We start from the raw sequence: 15,674 nt of genomic DNA, 5'->3' as shown, positions 1-15,674 counted from the left end.
CGGGCGGGGGGGGCGCGGGGGGGGCCCCCGCGCGGCGGCTTGCCGGCCAGCCGCGCCGCCACCGCGGCCAGCTCGCGCAGCGCGCGCTCGATCTCGGGCGAGAACGGCATGCCGCAGTTCAGGCGCAGGAAATGGTCGAAGCGGTTGGAGTTGGAGAACATCGCGCCCGGCACCACGCGGATGCCGGCCTTCAGGGCTTCGTCGAACACGGCCTCGGACGATACCGGCCCGGGCAGCTCCACCCACAGGTGCAGGCCGCCGTGCGGATCGGAGGCGCGCGTGCCGGCCGGGAAACCGGCCGCGATCGCCTGCGCCACCTGCGCGCGCTGGCCGCGCAACTGCTCGCGCAGGCGCCGCAGGTGGCGCTCGAACGCGCCCGAGCCCATGTAGTCCGCCAGCGCCATCTGCGCCAGCAGCTCGTTGGGGCGCGACTGGCTGTACTTGAGCATTTCCACGCGCGCCTGCCAGCGGCCCGCCGCGATCCAGCCCAGCCGCATGCCGGGCGCGAGCGTCTTGTGCAGCGAGGCGCAGTGGATCACGCCGCCGTCGCGGTCCCATGACTTGAGCGCCGCGGGCGGCGTGTCGCCGTCGGCCAGCGCGGAGAAGCAGTCGTCCTCGACCAGCGCGATGTCCCGCTGCGCGCACCACGCCACCAGCCGGGCCTTGTTGTCGTCCGGCATGATGCAGCCGAGCGGGTTCTGCAGGTTGGGCACCACCACCACGGCGCGGATGTTGTCGTAGGTCTGCGCGGCCAGTTCCAGCGCCTCGAGCGAGATGCCGGTCTGCGGGCTGCTGGGGATCTCCAGCGCGCGCATGCCCAGGCTCTCCAGGATCTGCAGCAGGCCGTAGTAGGTCGGCGATTCCACCGCGATCACGTCGCCGGGGCGCGCCACCGCGCGCAGCGCGAGGTTGAGCGCCTCCGTGCAGCCGTGCGTGACGAGGATGTCCTCGGGCGCCACCGTGATGCGCGACAGCAGCGCGTGCCGCGCCAGCACCGCGCGGAAGGCGGGGTGCCCGCCGGCATCGGCGGCCGTGCCGAACAGCTGCGGGTGGCGCCGCAGCGCGCGCGCCGCCGCGTCGCGCAGCGCCTGCGCCGGGTAGAGCGAGGGCGCGGCGCAGGCGCCGGCGAAATTCACCGCCACCGGGCGCTGGCGCCCGCGCGCGGTGATGGCCGAGATGCGCTCATGGATGCCGACGTACTGCGCCGGGTCCGGCAGCGTGGCCGCCGGCTCGGCGATCGGCGCCAGCGGCTTGTGCGGCGCGCGCGCCGGGGGCCGCACGAAGTAGCCCGAGCGCGGCCGCGCTTCGAGCAGCCCGTCGCTTTCCATCTGCCGGCAGGCCTGCAACGCGGTGGACAGGCTCACGCCGTGCAGCTCCATCAGCGTGCGCACCGACGGCACGCGGTCGCCCGGCTTGAGCGTGCCGGCCTCGATGGCATGGCGGTAGTGCTGCGCGAGCTGGCGGTAGAGCGGGGCGGAATCCATGCGGCATGGTGGCGCGGCGGCGGCCTGCGCAACAGATACAGATGCGGGGGTTCTGTATCGTAACAGATGGCCTGCATGTGTTCTGTTATGGTCCGCCCCGCGCGGGCGTGTGCCTGTTTCGTCCCGGCGCCGGCCGATAGTCTGGAGCCCTGTCCATACCGCAGGAGCCGCACCATGCCGGGCTACCGTTCCGATCCTTCCGATCTCATGAAATCGACCGCGCCGGTGATGACGGTGATGCCGGCCACGCCGGCCGCCGCGCCGCAGGCGCAGATGCTCGACCTCGAAACCAGCCGTGTGCTACGGTTCCATGCCAAAGCCGGCACCACGCTGCACGTGCTGGAGGGCGAGCTTGCCGTGTCCGGCGCGCCGCGCTGGCTGGCCGGCACGGTGTGGCGGCAGCCGCAGCGCCTCGCCGCCGGCAGCATGGTGGTGCTGCCCGCGGGCTGGGTGGAGGTGCTGGCCACGCGCGCCGCCACGCTGCGCCTGCACGCGCCCGCCGCGCGGCCGTGGCCGCGCTGGCTGGCCCGCTGGCTGTCCCTGGCCGCGCCGGCCAGCGCATCGCAATGTTTTCACGGAGAGCAACACAAATGAGCGAACTGGCAATTTCCTATGACGACGTGGCCGCGGCCCACCGGCGGCTGGAGGGCGTGGCCCACCGCACGCCGGTGATGACCTCCACCTATGCCGATGCGAACAGCGGCGCCGAGCTGTTCTTCAAGTGCGAGAACTTCCAGCGCATGGGCGCGTTCAAGTTCCGTGGCGGCTACAACGCCATCGCGCAGTTCACGCCGGCGCAGCGCAAGGCGGGCGTGATCGCGTTTTCCTCGGGCAACCACGCGCAGGCCATCGCGCTGTCGGCGCGGCTGTTCGGCGTGCGCGCGGTCATCGTGATGCCGCAGGACGCCCCGGCCATCAAGATCGCCGCCACGCGCGGCTACGGCGGCGAAGTGGTGCTGTACGACCGCTATACCGAGGACCGCGAAGCCATCGGCCGGCGCCTGGCGGAAGAGCAGGGCCTGACCCTGATCCCGCCGTACGACCACCCGCACGTGATGGCCGGGCAGGGCACGGCCGCCAAGGAGCTGTTCGAGCAGGCCGGCCCGCTCGATGTGCTGATCACCCCGCTCGGCGGCGGCGGGCTGCTGTCCGGCTGCGCCGTGGCCGCGCGCGCGCTCAACCCGGACTGCCAGGTGATCGGCGTCGAGCCGGAAGCCGGCAACGACGGCCAGCGCAGCCTGCGCAGCGGCAAGATCGTCCATATCGACACGCCGGAGACGCTGGCCGACGGCGCCCAGACCCAGCACCTCGGCAACCTCACCTTCCCGGTGCTGCGCAGCCTCGTGGACGACGTGGTGACGGTCAGCGACGCCGAGCTGGTCGAGGCGATGGCGTTCTTCGCCGGCCGCATGAAGATGGTGGTCGAGCCGACCGGCTGCCTGGGCGCGGCGGCGGTGTTTTCCCGGCGGATCGACGTCGGCGGCAAGCGCGTCGGCGTGGTGCTCTCGGGCGGCAACGTGGACCTGGCGCGCTTCGCCTCCCTGCTGCAGGCGGCGCGGCCGTAGGCGGCGGCCCCGGCGGCGCTCAGGGCTGCGCGTCGCGGGCGCTCAGCAGGCCGTGCGCGACCATGTCCAGCGCCGGGCGCGTGTCGCCGTTCTTGTCGGTCCAGACCTTGGGCGTGAGGCTGCCCGACAGCGCCACCGATTCGCCGTCCTCGAGCGCCAGCAGCGCGGCGCGCACCTTGTCGGCAAACGCGATCACGTTGACGATCACGGTATCGCCGTCGCCGGCCGTGGCCTTGAGCCGGGCGGTGACGAACAGGCTGCCGCCCTGGCCGCTGCGTTCGCTGGCGTGGCCGTGCAGGCGGCCGCTGACTAGTCCGTCGATCATGGTGTTCCTTGCTGTCATGGGAGTGGCCGCCGTCGCTGAGTTCGCCGCCGGGGTGCGGAAGATCTCATAATTTCGCCGCCGCGGGGCGAAGAATGCGGGGCCGGGGCCGAAAAACTATAAAATTGCGGTCCGGCCAGCCCGACGCTCAACCAGAGTGCAGTCCACGCCCCACGCGGGGCCGACCCACCGGCCGCAGAATTCCAGGTTCCCATGCTACGTCTAAGTGAAGTCAAACTCCCGCTCGACCATGCCGAGAGCGATCTCGAGGCCGTGGTGCGCGCACGCCTGGCCGAGCTCGGCGTCAAGGCCGATGGCCTGGTCGGGTTCACCGTGTTCCGCCGCGCGCACGACGCGCGCAAGCGCTCCGACATCAAGCTCACCTACATCATCGACATCGAGGTCAGGGACGAGGCCGCGGCGATCCGGCGCATGGCGGGCAAGCCCAACTGGAGCGTGACGCCGGACATGGCCTACCGCTTCGTGGCGCAGGCGCCGGCGCAAGGCACCCGGCTGCGCCCGGTGGTGATCGGCATGGGCCCGTGCGGGCTGCTGGCCGGGCTGATTCTGGCGCAGATGGGTTTCCGCCCCATCATCCTGGAGCGCGGCAAGGAAGTGCGCGAGCGCACCAAGGACACCTTCGGCCTGTGGCGCAAGAGCGTGCTGAACCCCGAGTCGAACGTGCAGTTCGGCGAGGGCGGCGCCGGCACCTTCTCGGACGGCAAGCTGTACAGCCAGATCAAGGACCCGCGCCATCTCGGGCGCAAGGTGCTGGACGAGTTCGTCAAGGCCGGCGCGCCGGAAGACATCCTTTATCTCGCGCGCCCGCACATCGGCACCTTCCGGCTGGTCAGCATGGTGGAGAAGATGCGCGCCGAGATCTTCGCGCTGGGCGGCGAGATCCGCTTCGAGACGCGCGTCGACGATTTCGACATCGACAACGGCAAGCTGCGCGGCCTCCGGCTGCACGGCGGCGAATACCTCGAAGCCGACCACGTGGTGCTGGCCGTGGGCCACAGCGCGCGCGACACGTTCCAGGTGTTGCATGACCGCGGCGTGTTCATGGAAGCCAAGCCGTTCTCGCTGGGCTTTCGCATCGAGCACCCGCAGGGCCTGATTAACCGCAGCCGCTTCGGCAAGTTCGCCGGCAACAAGCTGCTCGGCGCGGCCGACTACAAGGTGGTGCACCATGCCAGCAACGGGCGCGCGGTCTACAGCTTCTGTATGTGCCCGGGCGGCACCGTGGTGGCGGCGGCGTCCGAGCCGGGCCGCGTGGTCACCAACGGCATGAGCCAGTATTACCGCGCCGAGCGCAACGCCAATGCCGGCATCGTGGTCGGCATCACGCCCGAGGACTATCCCGGCGGCCCGCTCGCGGGCATCGCGTTCCAGCGCCACTGGGAAGCGCGTGCCTTCGCGCTGGGCGGCAGCAACTACAACGCGCCGGCGCAACTGGTCGGCGACTTCATCGCGCGCCGGCCTTCGACCGCGCTCGGCTCGGTCGAGCCGTCGTACAAGCCGGGCGTCACGCCGACCGACCTGTCCACCGCGCTGCCCGAGTACGTGACCGAAGCCATCCGCGAGGCGCTGCCCGAGCTCGACAAGAAGATCGCCGGCTTCGCCATGCACGACGCGGTGCTGACCGGCGTGGAGACGCGCACTTCGTCGCCGCTGCGCATCCGCCGCGACGACAGCTACCAGAGCATCAACGTGGCGGGCCTGTACCCGGCCGGCGAGGGCGCCGGCTACGCGGGCGGCATCTACTCGGCGGCCATCGACGGCATCGAGGTGGCCGAGGCCGTGGCGCTGAGCATCGTCAACGGCGCCTGAACGCGCGGCGCCGGCTCAGGCCGCGCGCGCCAGCCACGCGGCGGCGCCCAGCCCGGCCGCGCGCCCGCTGGCGAAGCAGGCGGTCAGCAGGTAGCCGCCGGTGGGCGCTTCCCAGTCCAGCATCTCGCCGGCGCAGAACACGCCCGGCACGGCGCGCAGCATCAGTTGCGCGTCCAGCGCCTCGAACGCGACGCCGCCCGCGCTGCTGATGACCTCGTCGAGCGGGCGCGTGCGCAGCAGGCGCAGCGGCAGCGCCTTGAGCGCGGCGGCCAGCCGCGCCGGATCGGCGAATTCCTCCTTAGACAGACATTCGCGCAGCAGCCCGGCCTTGACGCCGGTGATGCCGAGCCGGCTCTGCAGATGGCTCGACAGCGAGCGCGCGCCGCGCGGGCGCAGCACCGCCTCGGCCACGCGCTGCGCGCTCAGGCCGGGCGCGAGGTCGAGCTCGATCACGGCTTGGCCGGTGCTTTCCAGCAGGTCGCGCATCGGCGCGCTGAGCGCATAGACCAGGCTGCCTTCGATGCCGCCCGCGGTGACGACGAACTCGCCCTGGCGATCGTGCCGGTGGCCGTGGCGGTCGCGCAGGCCGATCGCCACGGCCTTGACCGGCTGCCCCGCGAAGCGCGTGCCGAAGTGCTCGCTCCAGGCCACGTCGAAGCCGCAGTTGGCGGGGCGCAGCGGCGCCACCTCGACGCCGCGCACGGCCAGCAGCGGCACCCACGCGCCGTCCGAGCCGAGCCGCGCCCAACTGCCGCCGCCGAGCGCCAGCACCGCCGCCGCCGCGTGCACGCGCAGTTCGCCCTCGGGCGTGGCGAAGCGCAGTTCGTGCGCCGCGTTGTCAGTTGCGTTGTCCGTCGCCTCGTCCGCCCAGCCGAGCCAGCGATGCCGCATATGGAAGCGCACGCCGGCCTCGCGCAGGCGGTGCAGCCACGCGCGCAGCAGCGGCGCGGCCTTCATGTCGGTCGGGAAGACGCGGCCCGAGCTGCCGACGAAGGTCTCGATGCCCAGGCCGTGCACCCATGCGCGCAGCGCCTGCGCATCGAAGCCGGCCAGCAGCGGCGCGATCCGCGTGCCGCGGCTGCCGTAGCGCGCGAGGAACGGCTCGGCCGCTTCCGAGTGCGTGAGGTTCATGCCGCCGCGCCCGGCCATCAGGAACTTGCGGCCCACCGAGGGCATGGCGTCGTACACGTCCACGCGCCAGCCGCGCGCGGCCAGCGCCTCGGCCGCCATCAGGCCCGCGGGGCCGCCGCCGATCACGGCGACGCTGGCGGAGGAGGGGGAGACGGCGGGTGCGGGCATGTGGGAATCCGGGGACGGGCGGCGGGGGAGGGCGGAACGGATTATATAGGGCGCCATCTCCGCCGGCGGCTGATAAGATCCGGCCCTCGACTTCATCGATACGCGCATCCACGCGCACCGCCATGACCACGCCGCTGCCCGCCCCGGCCTTCCGCCTTGCCACGCGCCTTGCCACGCGCCGCCTGCTGGCGAGCCTCGCGCTCGGCCTGCTCTGCGCCGCGCCGCCCGCGTTCGCGCAGGAAACCGCGCAGGGGCTCCAGGACAAGGCCATGCGCGGCGACTTCCTGTCCCAGCGCAACCTGTCGTATTGCCTGCAGTCCGGCTGCCTCGGGCTGGAGAAAGACCGCGTGCGCGCCTGCGCGTGGCGCAAGGTGATCCTGCTGTCCGGCGACCGCCATGTGACCGACCTCGACACCGCCAATCTCGAATACGTCTGCGGCAAGCTGAGCGCGGCCGAGCGCGAGTCGGCCATGCGCCAGGCCGATGCGCTGGCCAGGCAGATCCAGGGGCAGCGCCGCTGAGCGGCGGCGCGCGGGGCCGGCGCTAGAATGGCGGTTTCGCGCCGCCAGCCATCGTCATGACTTCTGCTCCGCCGTCCACCGAAACCGTCCTGCACGCCACCCGGCAATGGCTGGAGCGCGCCGTGATCGGCCTCAACCTGTGCCCGTTCGCCAAGTCCGTGCACGTGAAGCGGCAGATCCGCTACGCGGTCAGCGGCGCCACCGACGCCGAAGGCGTGATGGCGGACCTGGAGGCCGAACTGAAGCTGCTGGCCGAGGCGGACCCGGCCGAGATCGACACCACGCTGCTGATCCTGCCGCACGCGCTGGCGGATTTCCTCGACTACAACGACATGCTGTATTTCGCCGAGCGCCTGCTCAAGAGCCTGCGGCTGGCCGGCACGCTGCAGATCGCCAGCTTCCATCCGCACTACCAGTTCGAGGGGAACGGGCCGGACGACATCGAGAACTACACCAACCGCGCGCCCTATCCGATCCTGCACCTGCTGCGCGAAGCCAGCATCGCGCGCGCGGTGGCGGCCTTCCCGGACGCGGCGGACATCTACGAGCGCAACGAGCAGACCATGCGCCGGCTCGGCCTGGCCGGCTGGCAGGCGCTGATGCGCGACTGAGCCGGGCGCGGCGCGTCAACGCGTCACTGCGCTACCGCGCAGGCATCCTCGCTGTGCTCGCCGGTATAGAAGCGCCCCGACATTTCCTCCAGCCCCAGCGTTTTCAGCACCTCGTTGAGGCGCTCGGCGGGCCGGCGGCGCGGCAGGTCCTTGTACTGCGCGATGATGAGCTCGTTCTTCATCGAGTGCTCCCAGCCCACCAGCTCGGTCACGCTGACCTGGTAGCCGTGCGCTTCCAGTTGCAGGCAGCGCAGCACGTTGGTGACCTGGCTGCCGAACTCGCGCGTGTGCAGCGGGTGGCGCCAGATCTCGGTAAGCGGGCTGGCCAGCGCGCGCGCCTTGTTCCTGCGCAGCACGCCGGCCACCTCGGCCTGGCAGCAGGGCACCACCACGATGTACTTCGCGTGCTTTTCCAGCGCGAAGCGGATGGCGTCGTCGGTGGCCGTGTTGCACGCATGCAGCGCGGTGACGATGTCGATGGTGGCCGGCAACTGCGGCGAGGCGATCGAGTCCGCCACCGACAGGTTGAGGAAGGACATGCCCGCGAAGCCCAGCCGCGCGGCCAGTTCCTGCGAGGTGCGCACCAGTTCCTCGCGCGTCTCGATGCCGTAGATGCGCGAGCCGTCGAGATGGTCCTTGAAGAACAGGTCGTACAGGATGAAGCCCAGGTAGGACTTGCCCGCGCCGTGGTCCACCAGCGTCACGTCGGGATGGTCCTGCTTGAGGTCCTGCAGCAGCGGCTCGATGAACTGGAACAGGTGGTAGACCTGCTTGAGCTTGCGGCGGCTGTCCTGGTTCATCTTGCCGTCGCGCGTGAGGATGTGCAGCGCCTTGAGCAGCTCGACGGACTGGCCGGGACGGATTTCGTGCGGGCTGGCCGCCGCTGTGGCGGGCGTCTTCGACGCCGGGGACTTCTGGGCCATCTGGGGAACCTGGAAAACGGGGTGGGCGCCGTCGGCGCCAAAGCGGCAGTTTACCGAAAGTCGCCCGCGCCCGGGCGGAGTGACGCCGGCGCCGCAGGCGGCGGCGCGCCTACAGCAGGCAGTAGTCCACCGGCGCCAGCGGCGGCGGCAGGTCGGTTTCGCCGAGCGCTTCCTTGATCGTGATCTCGATGGCGCGGCACATCGCGTCGAGCGGCAGGTCGTTGGGCGAGGTGCCGAACGGCTCTTCCAGCTCGTCGCCGAGCGCGTCGAGGCCGAAGAACGTGTAGGCCACCAGCCCGACCACGATCGGCGTGAGGAAGCCGGTGGTGTCGACCAGCCCGAACGGCAGCAGGAAGCAGTAGAGATAGGCGGTGCGGTGCAGCAGCAGCGTGTACGAGAACGGGATCGGCGTATTGCGGATGCGGTCGCAGGCCACCGCGGTGGCGGTCATGGCCGACAGCGTGCCGTCGATCGCCACCGCCAGGCACGGGTCCACGCGCCGCTGCCGCACGCACTGGCCGAGATCCTCGCCCATGCGCATCATCAGCAGGGCCGGGGCGTTGGTGCTGCCGGCGAGCGCCTCGTGCTCGGCGGCGGCCAGCCACGCGCGGTCGATGCCGGCATCGGCGCGGTTGCCGCGCAGGCGGTTGCGCAGCGCGCAGGCGAAGGCGATGGCGCGCAGCAGCATGCGCCGGCGCACCGCGCCGGGCTCGGCCGGCGCATGGCCCGGCGCGGCGTCGCCGAGCAGGCTCATGCACTGCCGCGCGAGGTCCTGGCTGCGCACCACCAGTTCGCCCCACAGCTTGCGCCCTTCCCAGAAGCGGTCGTAGGCGGCGGTATTGCGAAAGCCCAGGAAAATGGCCAGCGGCAGCCCGATCAGCGAGAACGGGATGGCCGTGAGCGTGACCTTGTGCTGGAAGAAGGCGCCGTGGGTGACGGTGACGGCCACGGCGAGCAGCAGGTTCACCAGCAGCACGCGCCAGATGCGCGACAGGATCGAGCCTCGCAGGACCAGGAACAGCCTGAGTCCCGATGGGCGGTCTCGCACGATCATCTGGTCTTCCCCTTTTTTGTTGCGGTGCGGCGTTGCGCGAATGGGCAGGAGTTTACCTTTTGCCCGGCCGCGAGGCTCAAGTTTTCCCCGAAACAGCCGTTGGTGTAGTGCGCGCTAGAAAGAACATAGATCAGCAGCGCGCAGTGCCTGCCATCAATCGCATGCCCGCCGCGCACGGCCAACATGGCCAAATTGGCGAATTTGGCCAGCAGAGGCTTCCTCGCCGCGAGGCGGGGGCGGGGCGGGATTGCGCAGGGCGCGGCGGTCTGGACCGCGCGCCCGCCAACGATCCATCGGGGGAAAGACGGAATGGAAAGCCGGGGAGAACACCCAGTCAGCGCCGCGGATGGCGCAACGCAAAACACAGCGGAGAATGCGGCGGAAGGCGCAATGGAAAGCGGCCTGCGGATCCGCCTCGACGAGGCCACGCGGCATGTGCATGCCGCCTTTGCCGCGGTGCCGGGCCGGATGCCGCCGGACCGCGCCGCGCTCGAGGAAGCGCTGGCCGCGGCCGGCTGGCGCGGTGCCCGGCTGGACACCGCCACGGTCGGCAATTTTCTCTCGCAATGCCAGCGCGCCACCGAAGGCGCGCCGGTGGAAGCGCTGATCGGCGAGGTGACGGACGGCTATTTCGAGATCGACGTCAGCGCCGACAGCCTGAGCGTGCGGCTCAACCTGCTGCCGGCGCAGGGCGGGCGCGACGTGACGCGCGACGCGGTGCGCGCGGCGCTGGCCGAGCGCGGCATCGTGGCCGAGGTCGACGCCGCCGCGCTGCGCGGCGCCTTCGAGGCGGGCGCCTGCGAGGGCCTGGAGATCGCCGCCGGGCGCGCGCCGCTGCCCGGCACGCCGGCGCGCTTCGAAAGCCTGCTGGCGCCGCGCAAGCCGCTGGTGGAAGAAGACGACAGCGGCCGCATCGACCTGCGCGATCTCGGCACGCTGCTGCTGGTCAACCCGGGCACGCCGCTGATGCGCCGCATCCCGGCACGCCAGGGCACGGACGGCCTCGACGTGTTCGGCAAGGTCGTGCCGGCGCCCGAGGCGGAAGACCCGCCCTACGCCGACGGCCTGACCGGCGTGGTGCCAGACCCCGCCGATCCGCAGGTGATGCTGGCGGCCATCTCCGGCTCGCCCGCGCTGCTGCCGCACGGCGTGTCGGTCAGCCCGGTGGTGGACGTGGAAGCGGTGGACATGCATTCGGGCAACGTCACCTTCGACGGCACCCTGCGCGTCAACGGCGACATCAAGACCGGCATGACGGTGCGCGTGACCGGCGACGTCATCGTCAGCGGCACCATCGAGGCCGCCCACGTGGAGGCGGGCGGCGACGTGGTGGTCAAGGGCGGCATCATCGGCAAGGCCGAAGGCCCGCACCCGGCCGGCGACGGCGCGGCGGCGCTGGCGAGCGTGCGCTGCAAGGGCCGGCTGCACGCGCGCTTCATCGAGAGCGCGGTGGTCGAGGCCGGCACCGACGTCACCGTGGAAAGCGGCATCCGCCAGAGCGAGGTGGCCGCCGGAAATGCCGTGTTCGCCGGCCCCAAGGGCGGGCAGGGCAACATCACCGGCGGGCGCATCCGCGCCAAGACGATCGTGCGCACCGCCACGCTCGGCGCGACCGCCGGCACCGCCACCGTCGTGCAGGTCGGCACCAATCCCTATGCCGAGGCGGAAAAGGCCGAGGCCGAGGCGCAGCGCCGCCAGATCGACGCCGAGCAGGCCAAGGTGCAGCAGCTGGTCAGCTTCTTCGCCAAGCATCCGGAGAAGGCTTCCGGCGACCTGCGCGAGAAGGCGCGCGCCACCCTGTTCAAGCTGACGCGGGACGCCATCGGGCTGGACGCGCGGCTGGCGAAGCTGGCCGAGCAGCTGCACCCGGCGCCCGACGCGGTGATCGAGGTGAGCCGGCGCATCCACGGCGGGGTGGTCGCGCATATCGGCCAGAAGTCGCTGAAGATCATGGAAGACAAGCCGGGCGGCCAGTTCCGCATGGTCGAGGGCCGCGTCACGCTGGTCTGACCCGCGCCGGCGCCAGGGACCGCCCGCGTTGCCGGGCGGTTTTTTTTTGCGCGCCGCGCGCCCGCCGGCGTGGCCGGGCGTGCCGGTGCGGCGTTTCGCCGCGGCAGCGCGCCGGTAACGTGCCGGTAGCGTGCCGGTAACGCGCGGCGGAACACGTTACGTGACGCGTAACACGCGGGAACGCGCCGCCATGCGCGCCATTCCGTCATCCCAGATTTTCCGATTCCCGCAGATCCTTGCCAGGCAAGGGTTTGCGGGCCGCGCCGCGCGTCCGGCCGGGCCGGCGGAACCGGCGCCGGCGCCTGGCATGTGCCTTGCGATCTCTCTGCATCATCGGGCGTCCGCCGCTGGCGCCATCCGGATCACAGAGCACAGAGCAGAGGAGCAATCATGGATATGGCACTCACCGCACGCGCCAACGTCGACAGCATCATCCCGCGCGGGCTCGCCTCGGCCCGGCCGCAGTGGCAGGGCGTGCGGCCGCAGAGGGCCGCGCACGACGCGGCGCCCGTGCGCGCGGTGGTGATCGACGAATGCGCGCTGCTGCGGCTGGGCCTGAGCCGCATGCTCGAGGCCATGCCCGGCGTCGCGCGCGTGGAAAGCGTGGACCCGGACGAGCTGCCGGGGCACGCCGGCGCCATCAGCGAGGCCGAGCTGCTGGTCTTCGGCATGCCGCAGGACGTGACCAGCGGCTGGCGCATGCTGCGCCAGTTGCGCAGCATGCTGCCGACGCAGCGCGTGCTGCTGCTCTCGGACAATATGTGGCTGCACATGCCGCCGCCGGAAATGGGCTACGGCATCTGCTGCTGCCTGCCCAAGACGGCCGCGCTGGTGACGCTCGAAGCGGCCATCGCCAGCATGCTGGAGGCGCAGGTCCTGGCGGCGTGAGGCGCGTGCCGGCGCGCCGGCACGGGCGGTAGCCGTCACGGCCACCGCCCGCGCGGCGGATTTGCGGAAATTTCTGGATACCTGTTCGGAAGCGGCTGATTGGTCGGGACCGTTCTACTGGCTACAGTAGCTTCGTACCGCTCTCTCCCCGGGGGTGGTATTCCCGATGAGGGTCCATCCCTTGGCCCTCCTTCCGTAGCGCCGCATGCTTCCGCATGCGGCGTTTTTTTTTTACCGCGTTCTCGCATCACGCGCGCCGGGCGCGCGCCGGGCACGTTCAGGCCGGCGCGGCACCCGTGGCGATCTCCGCGCCGCGCGTCGCGGCGCGCCACGACGCGCGGCTGTCGCGCTCGGTCAGTTCGCCGCGCATCCCGCGCATTCCGCGCACGTCGTGCGTTTCGCGCATCTCGCGTGCATCGGCAAAGTCGGCGGCGTCGAGCCATACCGACAGGAAGGCGCCCATCGCGTCGAGCAGGGTGTCGGAGTTGATGCCGGTGGGGCCGCCCACCTTCGGGCAGATCACCAGGCGCGTGCCTTCGTGCGAGTACACGCGCAGCGTCTTCACCAGGTCGGCCGGCTGCAGGCGATGCTCCGAGCAGGGCACGCCCTGGAAGCCGAGCGCCAGCAGGAATTCCTCTTCCTCGGCCTGTCCCGTGCACAGGATCACCTTGGGCCGCATGCGGCGGCGCAGCTCGGCGATGAAGCGGAAGCGCCCGCCCTGGCGGCAGAAATCCACGTAGCGCCAGTTCGGGCTCAGGTAGGGATTGCGCCGGAAGGTCTCGATCTGCGAGAGGTCCATGTGCTGCGGCTTGGGCAGCGGGTAGAGGTTGAGCTTGAATTCCCAGCCGCCGGGCGCATAGAGATGCCGCTCGAAATACGCATGCCAGTCCAGGGCCGGTATCGTCTCGCGCAAGGTGGCCGCGCGCGTGGCCGCCATGATGCGGGCCAGGCGCTGGTGCGTCTGCCAGCGCGGCATGTCGTGGCGATGGCGCTCGCGGAAGGCCGCGTCCCATGCCGGCGGCTCATGCGCGGGCGCCACCGCCGCGCCCGCGGCCAGCAGATGCGGCTCCTTGTCGCAAAGCCAGATCGCAGCACCGATGTTCCCGCCCTCCATGCCGGCGTATGACGAGAAATATGCGTCCAGCTCCTCGCTGCTGAAAATCGATGCCATTGGATGTCTCATTGATGCAAGCTCGCCATTCCCGCTCCCCGGTGTCTCTGCTGGACATATGGGGTTCCCGTTTTGCCGTCGGCGGCCGGCCGGGAAGCCGGCGCACGACGTTCTGCCGTCATGCATGCGCAATCGCCGTGCCACCGGCGCGGCGCGGTGTCCGCGGGCGCGCGGGCGGGCCTCGCCGCGCGCCCGCGGCCAGGCCGCAAGCCGCGCCGCGCAAGGGTTTGCGGGGAACGGGACAAGGCCGCGGACGGGCACGGCGGCGCGGCGGGCGCGCGCGCGCCGTGCCGCCGCGGCGTTACGCGTTACGTAACGCCGGCGCGGCGCGGGAACATCGCGAACGGGGCGCCGCCCGCGCCTACCAGACCCGTATCCGGATCTGCAGGGAGATGCAGCCGTCGACCTTGCCCCTGATCGTCGGCACGTAGATCAGGGTCGCGCCCACGCGGCCGTACTCGATGCCGATCACCGGCGCCGCCATCGGCGACCAGCCGCCGTTGTTGACGTCGGGATAGCCGCGTATCGCGCCGGCCGTGGCGCCGATCCGCAGCGGCCCCAGATGCAGCGGCTGCCAGGCCACCGTGGCGTAGGTCGAGTGGCGGCGCACGCTGTTGCGGTACTCGCCGGCGGACAAGGTGAAGTCCTCGCTGACGCGCACGTCGGCGCCGAACCCCCAGTTGTACGCGTTGTAGTGCGCCGCGCGCTTGAAGTGGTAGGAGAGCAGGCCCGGGTTTAGCCAGACCTGCGGCCAGGCTTGCGGCCGGGCTTGCGGCGAATCCGCCGGCGCGGCCGGCGGCGATGCCGTGGGCAGCTCCGCCGCGGGCGCTGCGATGACTGGAGGCACGGCATCATCCGCGCGCGCCGGGGCTGCTGCCAGTGAGGCACATATGGCAAGCAGCGCGAGGCAACCGCGCGGAAAAAGGCAACAGCTCGCCGCGCCAGGGAATGGACAAGCATCCATGGCCGCTTCCTTTGTTCTTGTTGTGGCTGGGACCGGCGTGGCGCGCGCAAGGCGCGGGCGCGGCAATCCTGCGATACCGGCGTGGCGCCGGTTATGTGATGGCGGTCTGCATGCTGTTCCCCGGTTGCGTGGCAATCAGCGAACGCGTGCCGGGCGTGTGCCGGCCGGTTCGTCGTGTTTCCGCGGGCGGCTGGAATCGCGGCCCGTCGTTTTACTTGTCGTGTGATGCCAGTCTGGTACGCGGGCCGCGGCGATTCAATGGATCGAACGCCGTAAGCCTAAGGAAGGGCACGGCAGACGGGAGACTGTCAACGGTTCGCGCCGCCATGCCTTTGGCGGACCGGCGTGCGGGGAAAGGCGCGGGGAAGGGCGCGTGAAAGGACGCGTGAAAGGACGCGTGAAAGGACGCGGAGAGGAGGTGAAGGCGGGGCGGGAAGGGCGCCCGCCGCCGCGCCGGCGCGCATGGACGCATCGGCGCGGCGGCGAGCGTGTCAGCGCATCAGCGCATCAGCGCTTCCAGGCGACCGGCGCGGTGGCCGAGCATGTCGCCATCCTGCCGTACCAGTTGCGGCTGGTGGCGAGCCTGACGCGCTGCGCGTCGATCGGCTCGATCTGGCGCTGCCGGCGCTCGGCGAGGTTGTTCGCCACGCTCGCGAGCATGGCCCTGCATGCCGACTCCGCGGTGCCGGTGCGCACCGTGAAGCCGGAATAGCGATGGTTGACCATCAGCGTGAAGCCGTCGGCGACGTACTCCACCGTGTACTCGGTGTCGGTGTCGTAGGTGGACATCTGCCGGCCATTGCCCGGCATGGGCGCGGGCGTGGTGGTGCAGGCCACCGCCGCCAGGCAGGCCATCGCTGCCAGCACCTTGGTGAATTTCACAGCATGACCTCCGTGGCATTGCTCGTGGATGGAAAGGGGCGCCGGCTGGCTCGCGGGCGCGCCCTGGGGCTGGATGGTACCAAGAATCGGGAAGCGCGCACCTCACTTGTTCCGCCACTTGTCCCGCACTTGTCCCGTATTTCCCCGCCG

The 15,674-nt window shown here is 71.2% G+C and carries 15 protein-coding genes; 7 read left to right on the top strand and 8 right to left on the bottom strand.

Annotation, left to right across the window (positions count from 1 at the left end; translation table 11 throughout):
• Positions 1–1,484: aminotransferase-like domain-containing protein (locus AC3WXD_RS12310; protein WP_492323788.1), on the bottom strand; the 1,484-nt coding region annotated here is incomplete at its 3' end.
• Positions 1,485–1,658: 174 nt separating this feature from the next.
• Here AC3WXD_RS12310 and AC3WXD_RS12305 point away from each other — a divergent pair.
• Positions 1,659–2,078: a hypothetical protein gene (locus AC3WXD_RS12305; RefSeq protein ID WP_492323787.1), complete on the top strand. Its 420-nt coding sequence runs from the start codon at positions 1,659–1,661 to the stop codon at positions 2,076–2,078.
• A complete protein-coding gene (locus AC3WXD_RS12300; RefSeq protein WP_020202979.1) occupies positions 2,075–3,049 on the top strand; it encodes a threo-3-hydroxy-L-aspartate ammonia-lyase in 975 nt (324 codons plus the stop codon). Before AC3WXD_RS12305 ends, AC3WXD_RS12300 begins: the two co-directional genes overlap by 4 nt.
• 19 nt (positions 3,050–3,068) lie before the next feature.
• Here the strand turns inward: AC3WXD_RS12300 and AC3WXD_RS12295 are convergent, their stop codons facing one another.
• Positions 3,069–3,374: a single-stranded DNA-binding protein gene (locus AC3WXD_RS12295; RefSeq protein WP_020202980.1), complete on the bottom strand. Its 306-nt coding sequence runs from the start codon at positions 3,372–3,374 to the stop codon at positions 3,069–3,071.
• A gap of 210 nt (positions 3,375–3,584) precedes the next feature.
• Between AC3WXD_RS12295 and AC3WXD_RS12290 the strand changes: the two genes are divergently transcribed.
• Positions 3,585–5,201, top strand: coding sequence for an NAD(P)/FAD-dependent oxidoreductase (locus tag AC3WXD_RS12290; RefSeq protein ID WP_059413028.1), 1,617 nt, complete (start codon positions 3,585–3,587; stop codon positions 5,199–5,201).
• Between the two features lie 15 nt (positions 5,202–5,216).
• Here AC3WXD_RS12290 and AC3WXD_RS12285 read toward each other — a convergent pair whose 3' ends face one another.
• A complete protein-coding gene (locus AC3WXD_RS12285; RefSeq protein ID WP_492323786.1) occupies positions 5,217–6,500 on the bottom strand; it encodes a TIGR03862 family flavoprotein in 1,284 nt (427 codons plus the stop codon).
• Between the two features lie 122 nt (positions 6,501–6,622).
• On the opposite strand from AC3WXD_RS12285, the gene AC3WXD_RS12280 reads away from it, so the two are divergent.
• A complete protein-coding gene (locus tag AC3WXD_RS12280) occupies positions 6,623–7,021 on the top strand; it encodes a hypothetical protein (protein WP_020202983.1) in 399 nt (132 codons plus the stop codon).
• Positions 7,022–7,077: 56 nt separating this feature from the next.
• Positions 7,078–7,632, top strand: coding sequence for a DUF1415 domain-containing protein (locus AC3WXD_RS12275; protein WP_454731188.1), 555 nt, complete (start codon positions 7,078–7,080; stop codon positions 7,630–7,632).
• Positions 7,633–7,655: 23 nt separating this feature from the next.
• Here AC3WXD_RS12275 and AC3WXD_RS12270 read toward each other — a convergent pair whose 3' ends face one another.
• Positions 7,656–8,555 carry a class I SAM-dependent methyltransferase gene (locus AC3WXD_RS12270; protein WP_492323785.1) on the bottom strand — a complete coding sequence of 300 codons (900 nt, stop codon included), beginning with the start codon at positions 8,553–8,555 and terminating at the stop codon, positions 7,656–7,658.
• Positions 8,556–8,664: 109 nt separating this feature from the next.
• Complete coding sequence (locus tag AC3WXD_RS12265) at positions 8,665–9,609, bottom strand: bestrophin family protein (RefSeq protein ID WP_020202986.1); 945 nt, start codon at positions 9,607–9,609, stop codon at positions 8,665–8,667.
• 390 nt (positions 9,610–9,999) lie between these two features.
• Between AC3WXD_RS12265 and AC3WXD_RS12260 the strand changes: the two genes are divergently transcribed.
• Both AC3WXD_RS12260 and AC3WXD_RS12255 read left to right on the top strand, forming a co-directional pair.
• Complete coding sequence (locus AC3WXD_RS12260; protein ID WP_492323784.1) at positions 10,000–11,619, top strand: flagellar assembly protein A; 1,620 nt, start codon at positions 10,000–10,002, stop codon at positions 11,617–11,619.
• A gap of 390 nt (positions 11,620–12,009) precedes the next feature.
• Positions 12,010–12,507: a response regulator gene (locus AC3WXD_RS12255; protein WP_020423776.1), complete on the top strand. Its 498-nt coding sequence runs from the start codon at positions 12,010–12,012 to the stop codon at positions 12,505–12,507.
• A gap of 277 nt (positions 12,508–12,784) precedes the next feature.
• On the opposite strand, the gene AC3WXD_RS12250 is transcribed toward AC3WXD_RS12255, so the two are convergent.
• From AC3WXD_RS12250 to AC3WXD_RS12240, 3 genes are all read right to left on the bottom strand, one after another.
• The gene (locus AC3WXD_RS12250) at positions 12,785–13,678 is read right to left on the bottom strand and encodes a transcriptional regulator (RefSeq protein ID WP_492323783.1); all 894 of its coding nucleotides are present in this window, start codon (positions 13,676–13,678) and stop codon (positions 12,785–12,787) included.
• Between the two features lie 361 nt (positions 13,679–14,039).
• A complete protein-coding gene (locus tag AC3WXD_RS12245; protein ID WP_020202990.1) occupies positions 14,040–14,525 on the bottom strand; it encodes a hypothetical protein in 486 nt (161 codons plus the stop codon).
• Between the two features lie 624 nt (positions 14,526–15,149).
• Positions 15,150–15,524 carry a hypothetical protein gene (locus tag AC3WXD_RS12240; protein ID WP_492323782.1) on the bottom strand — a complete coding sequence of 125 codons (375 nt, stop codon included), beginning with the start codon at positions 15,522–15,524 and terminating at the stop codon, positions 15,150–15,152.
• Between the last annotated feature and the right edge of the window lie 150 nt (positions 15,525–15,674).

This window comes from Cupriavidus sp. FW216-B1 (assembly GCF_058789195.1).
Note: the sequence above shows the minus strand (reverse complement) of the source record. Positions and strands in the feature narration are given on the sequence as shown.

Excerpts from the sequence above, each read along its gene's own strand:
- AC3WXD_RS12255 (WP_020423776.1), top strand. The coding sequence starts at position 12,010 with ATGGATATGGCACTCACCGCACGCGCCAACGTCGACAGCATCATCCCG.
- AC3WXD_RS12295 (WP_020202980.1), bottom strand. The coding sequence starts at position 3,374 with ATGATCGACGGACTAGTCAGCGGCCGCCTGCACGGCCACGCCAGCGAA.
- AC3WXD_RS12290 (WP_059413028.1), top strand. The coding sequence starts at position 3,585 with ATGCTACGTCTAAGTGAAGTCAAACTCCCGCTCGACCATGCCGAGAGC.
- AC3WXD_RS12265 (WP_020202986.1), bottom strand. The coding sequence starts at position 9,609 with ATGATCGTGCGAGACCGCCCATCGGGACTCAGGCTGTTCCTGGTCCTG.
- AC3WXD_RS12260 (WP_492323784.1), top strand. The coding sequence starts at position 10,000 with ATGGAAAGCGGCCTGCGGATCCGCCTCGACGAGGCCACGCGGCATGTG.
- AC3WXD_RS12270 (WP_492323785.1), bottom strand. The coding sequence starts at position 8,555 with ATGGCCCAGAAGTCCCCGGCGTCGAAGACGCCCGCCACAGCGGCGGCC.
- AC3WXD_RS12250 (WP_492323783.1), bottom strand. The coding sequence starts at position 13,678 with ATGGCATCGATTTTCAGCAGCGAGGAGCTGGACGCATATTTCTCGTCA.
- AC3WXD_RS12285 (WP_492323786.1), bottom strand. The coding sequence starts at position 6,500 with ATGCCCGCACCCGCCGTCTCCCCCTCCTCCGCCAGCGTCGCCGTGATC.
- AC3WXD_RS12280 (WP_020202983.1), top strand. The coding sequence starts at position 6,623 with ATGACCACGCCGCTGCCCGCCCCGGCCTTCCGCCTTGCCACGCGCCTT.
- AC3WXD_RS12275 (WP_454731188.1), top strand. The coding sequence starts at position 7,078 with ATGACTTCTGCTCCGCCGTCCACCGAAACCGTCCTGCACGCCACCCGG.
- AC3WXD_RS12305 (WP_492323787.1), top strand. The coding sequence starts at position 1,659 with ATGCCGGGCTACCGTTCCGATCCTTCCGATCTCATGAAATCGACCGCG.
- AC3WXD_RS12300 (WP_020202979.1), top strand. The coding sequence starts at position 2,075 with ATGAGCGAACTGGCAATTTCCTATGACGACGTGGCCGCGGCCCACCGG.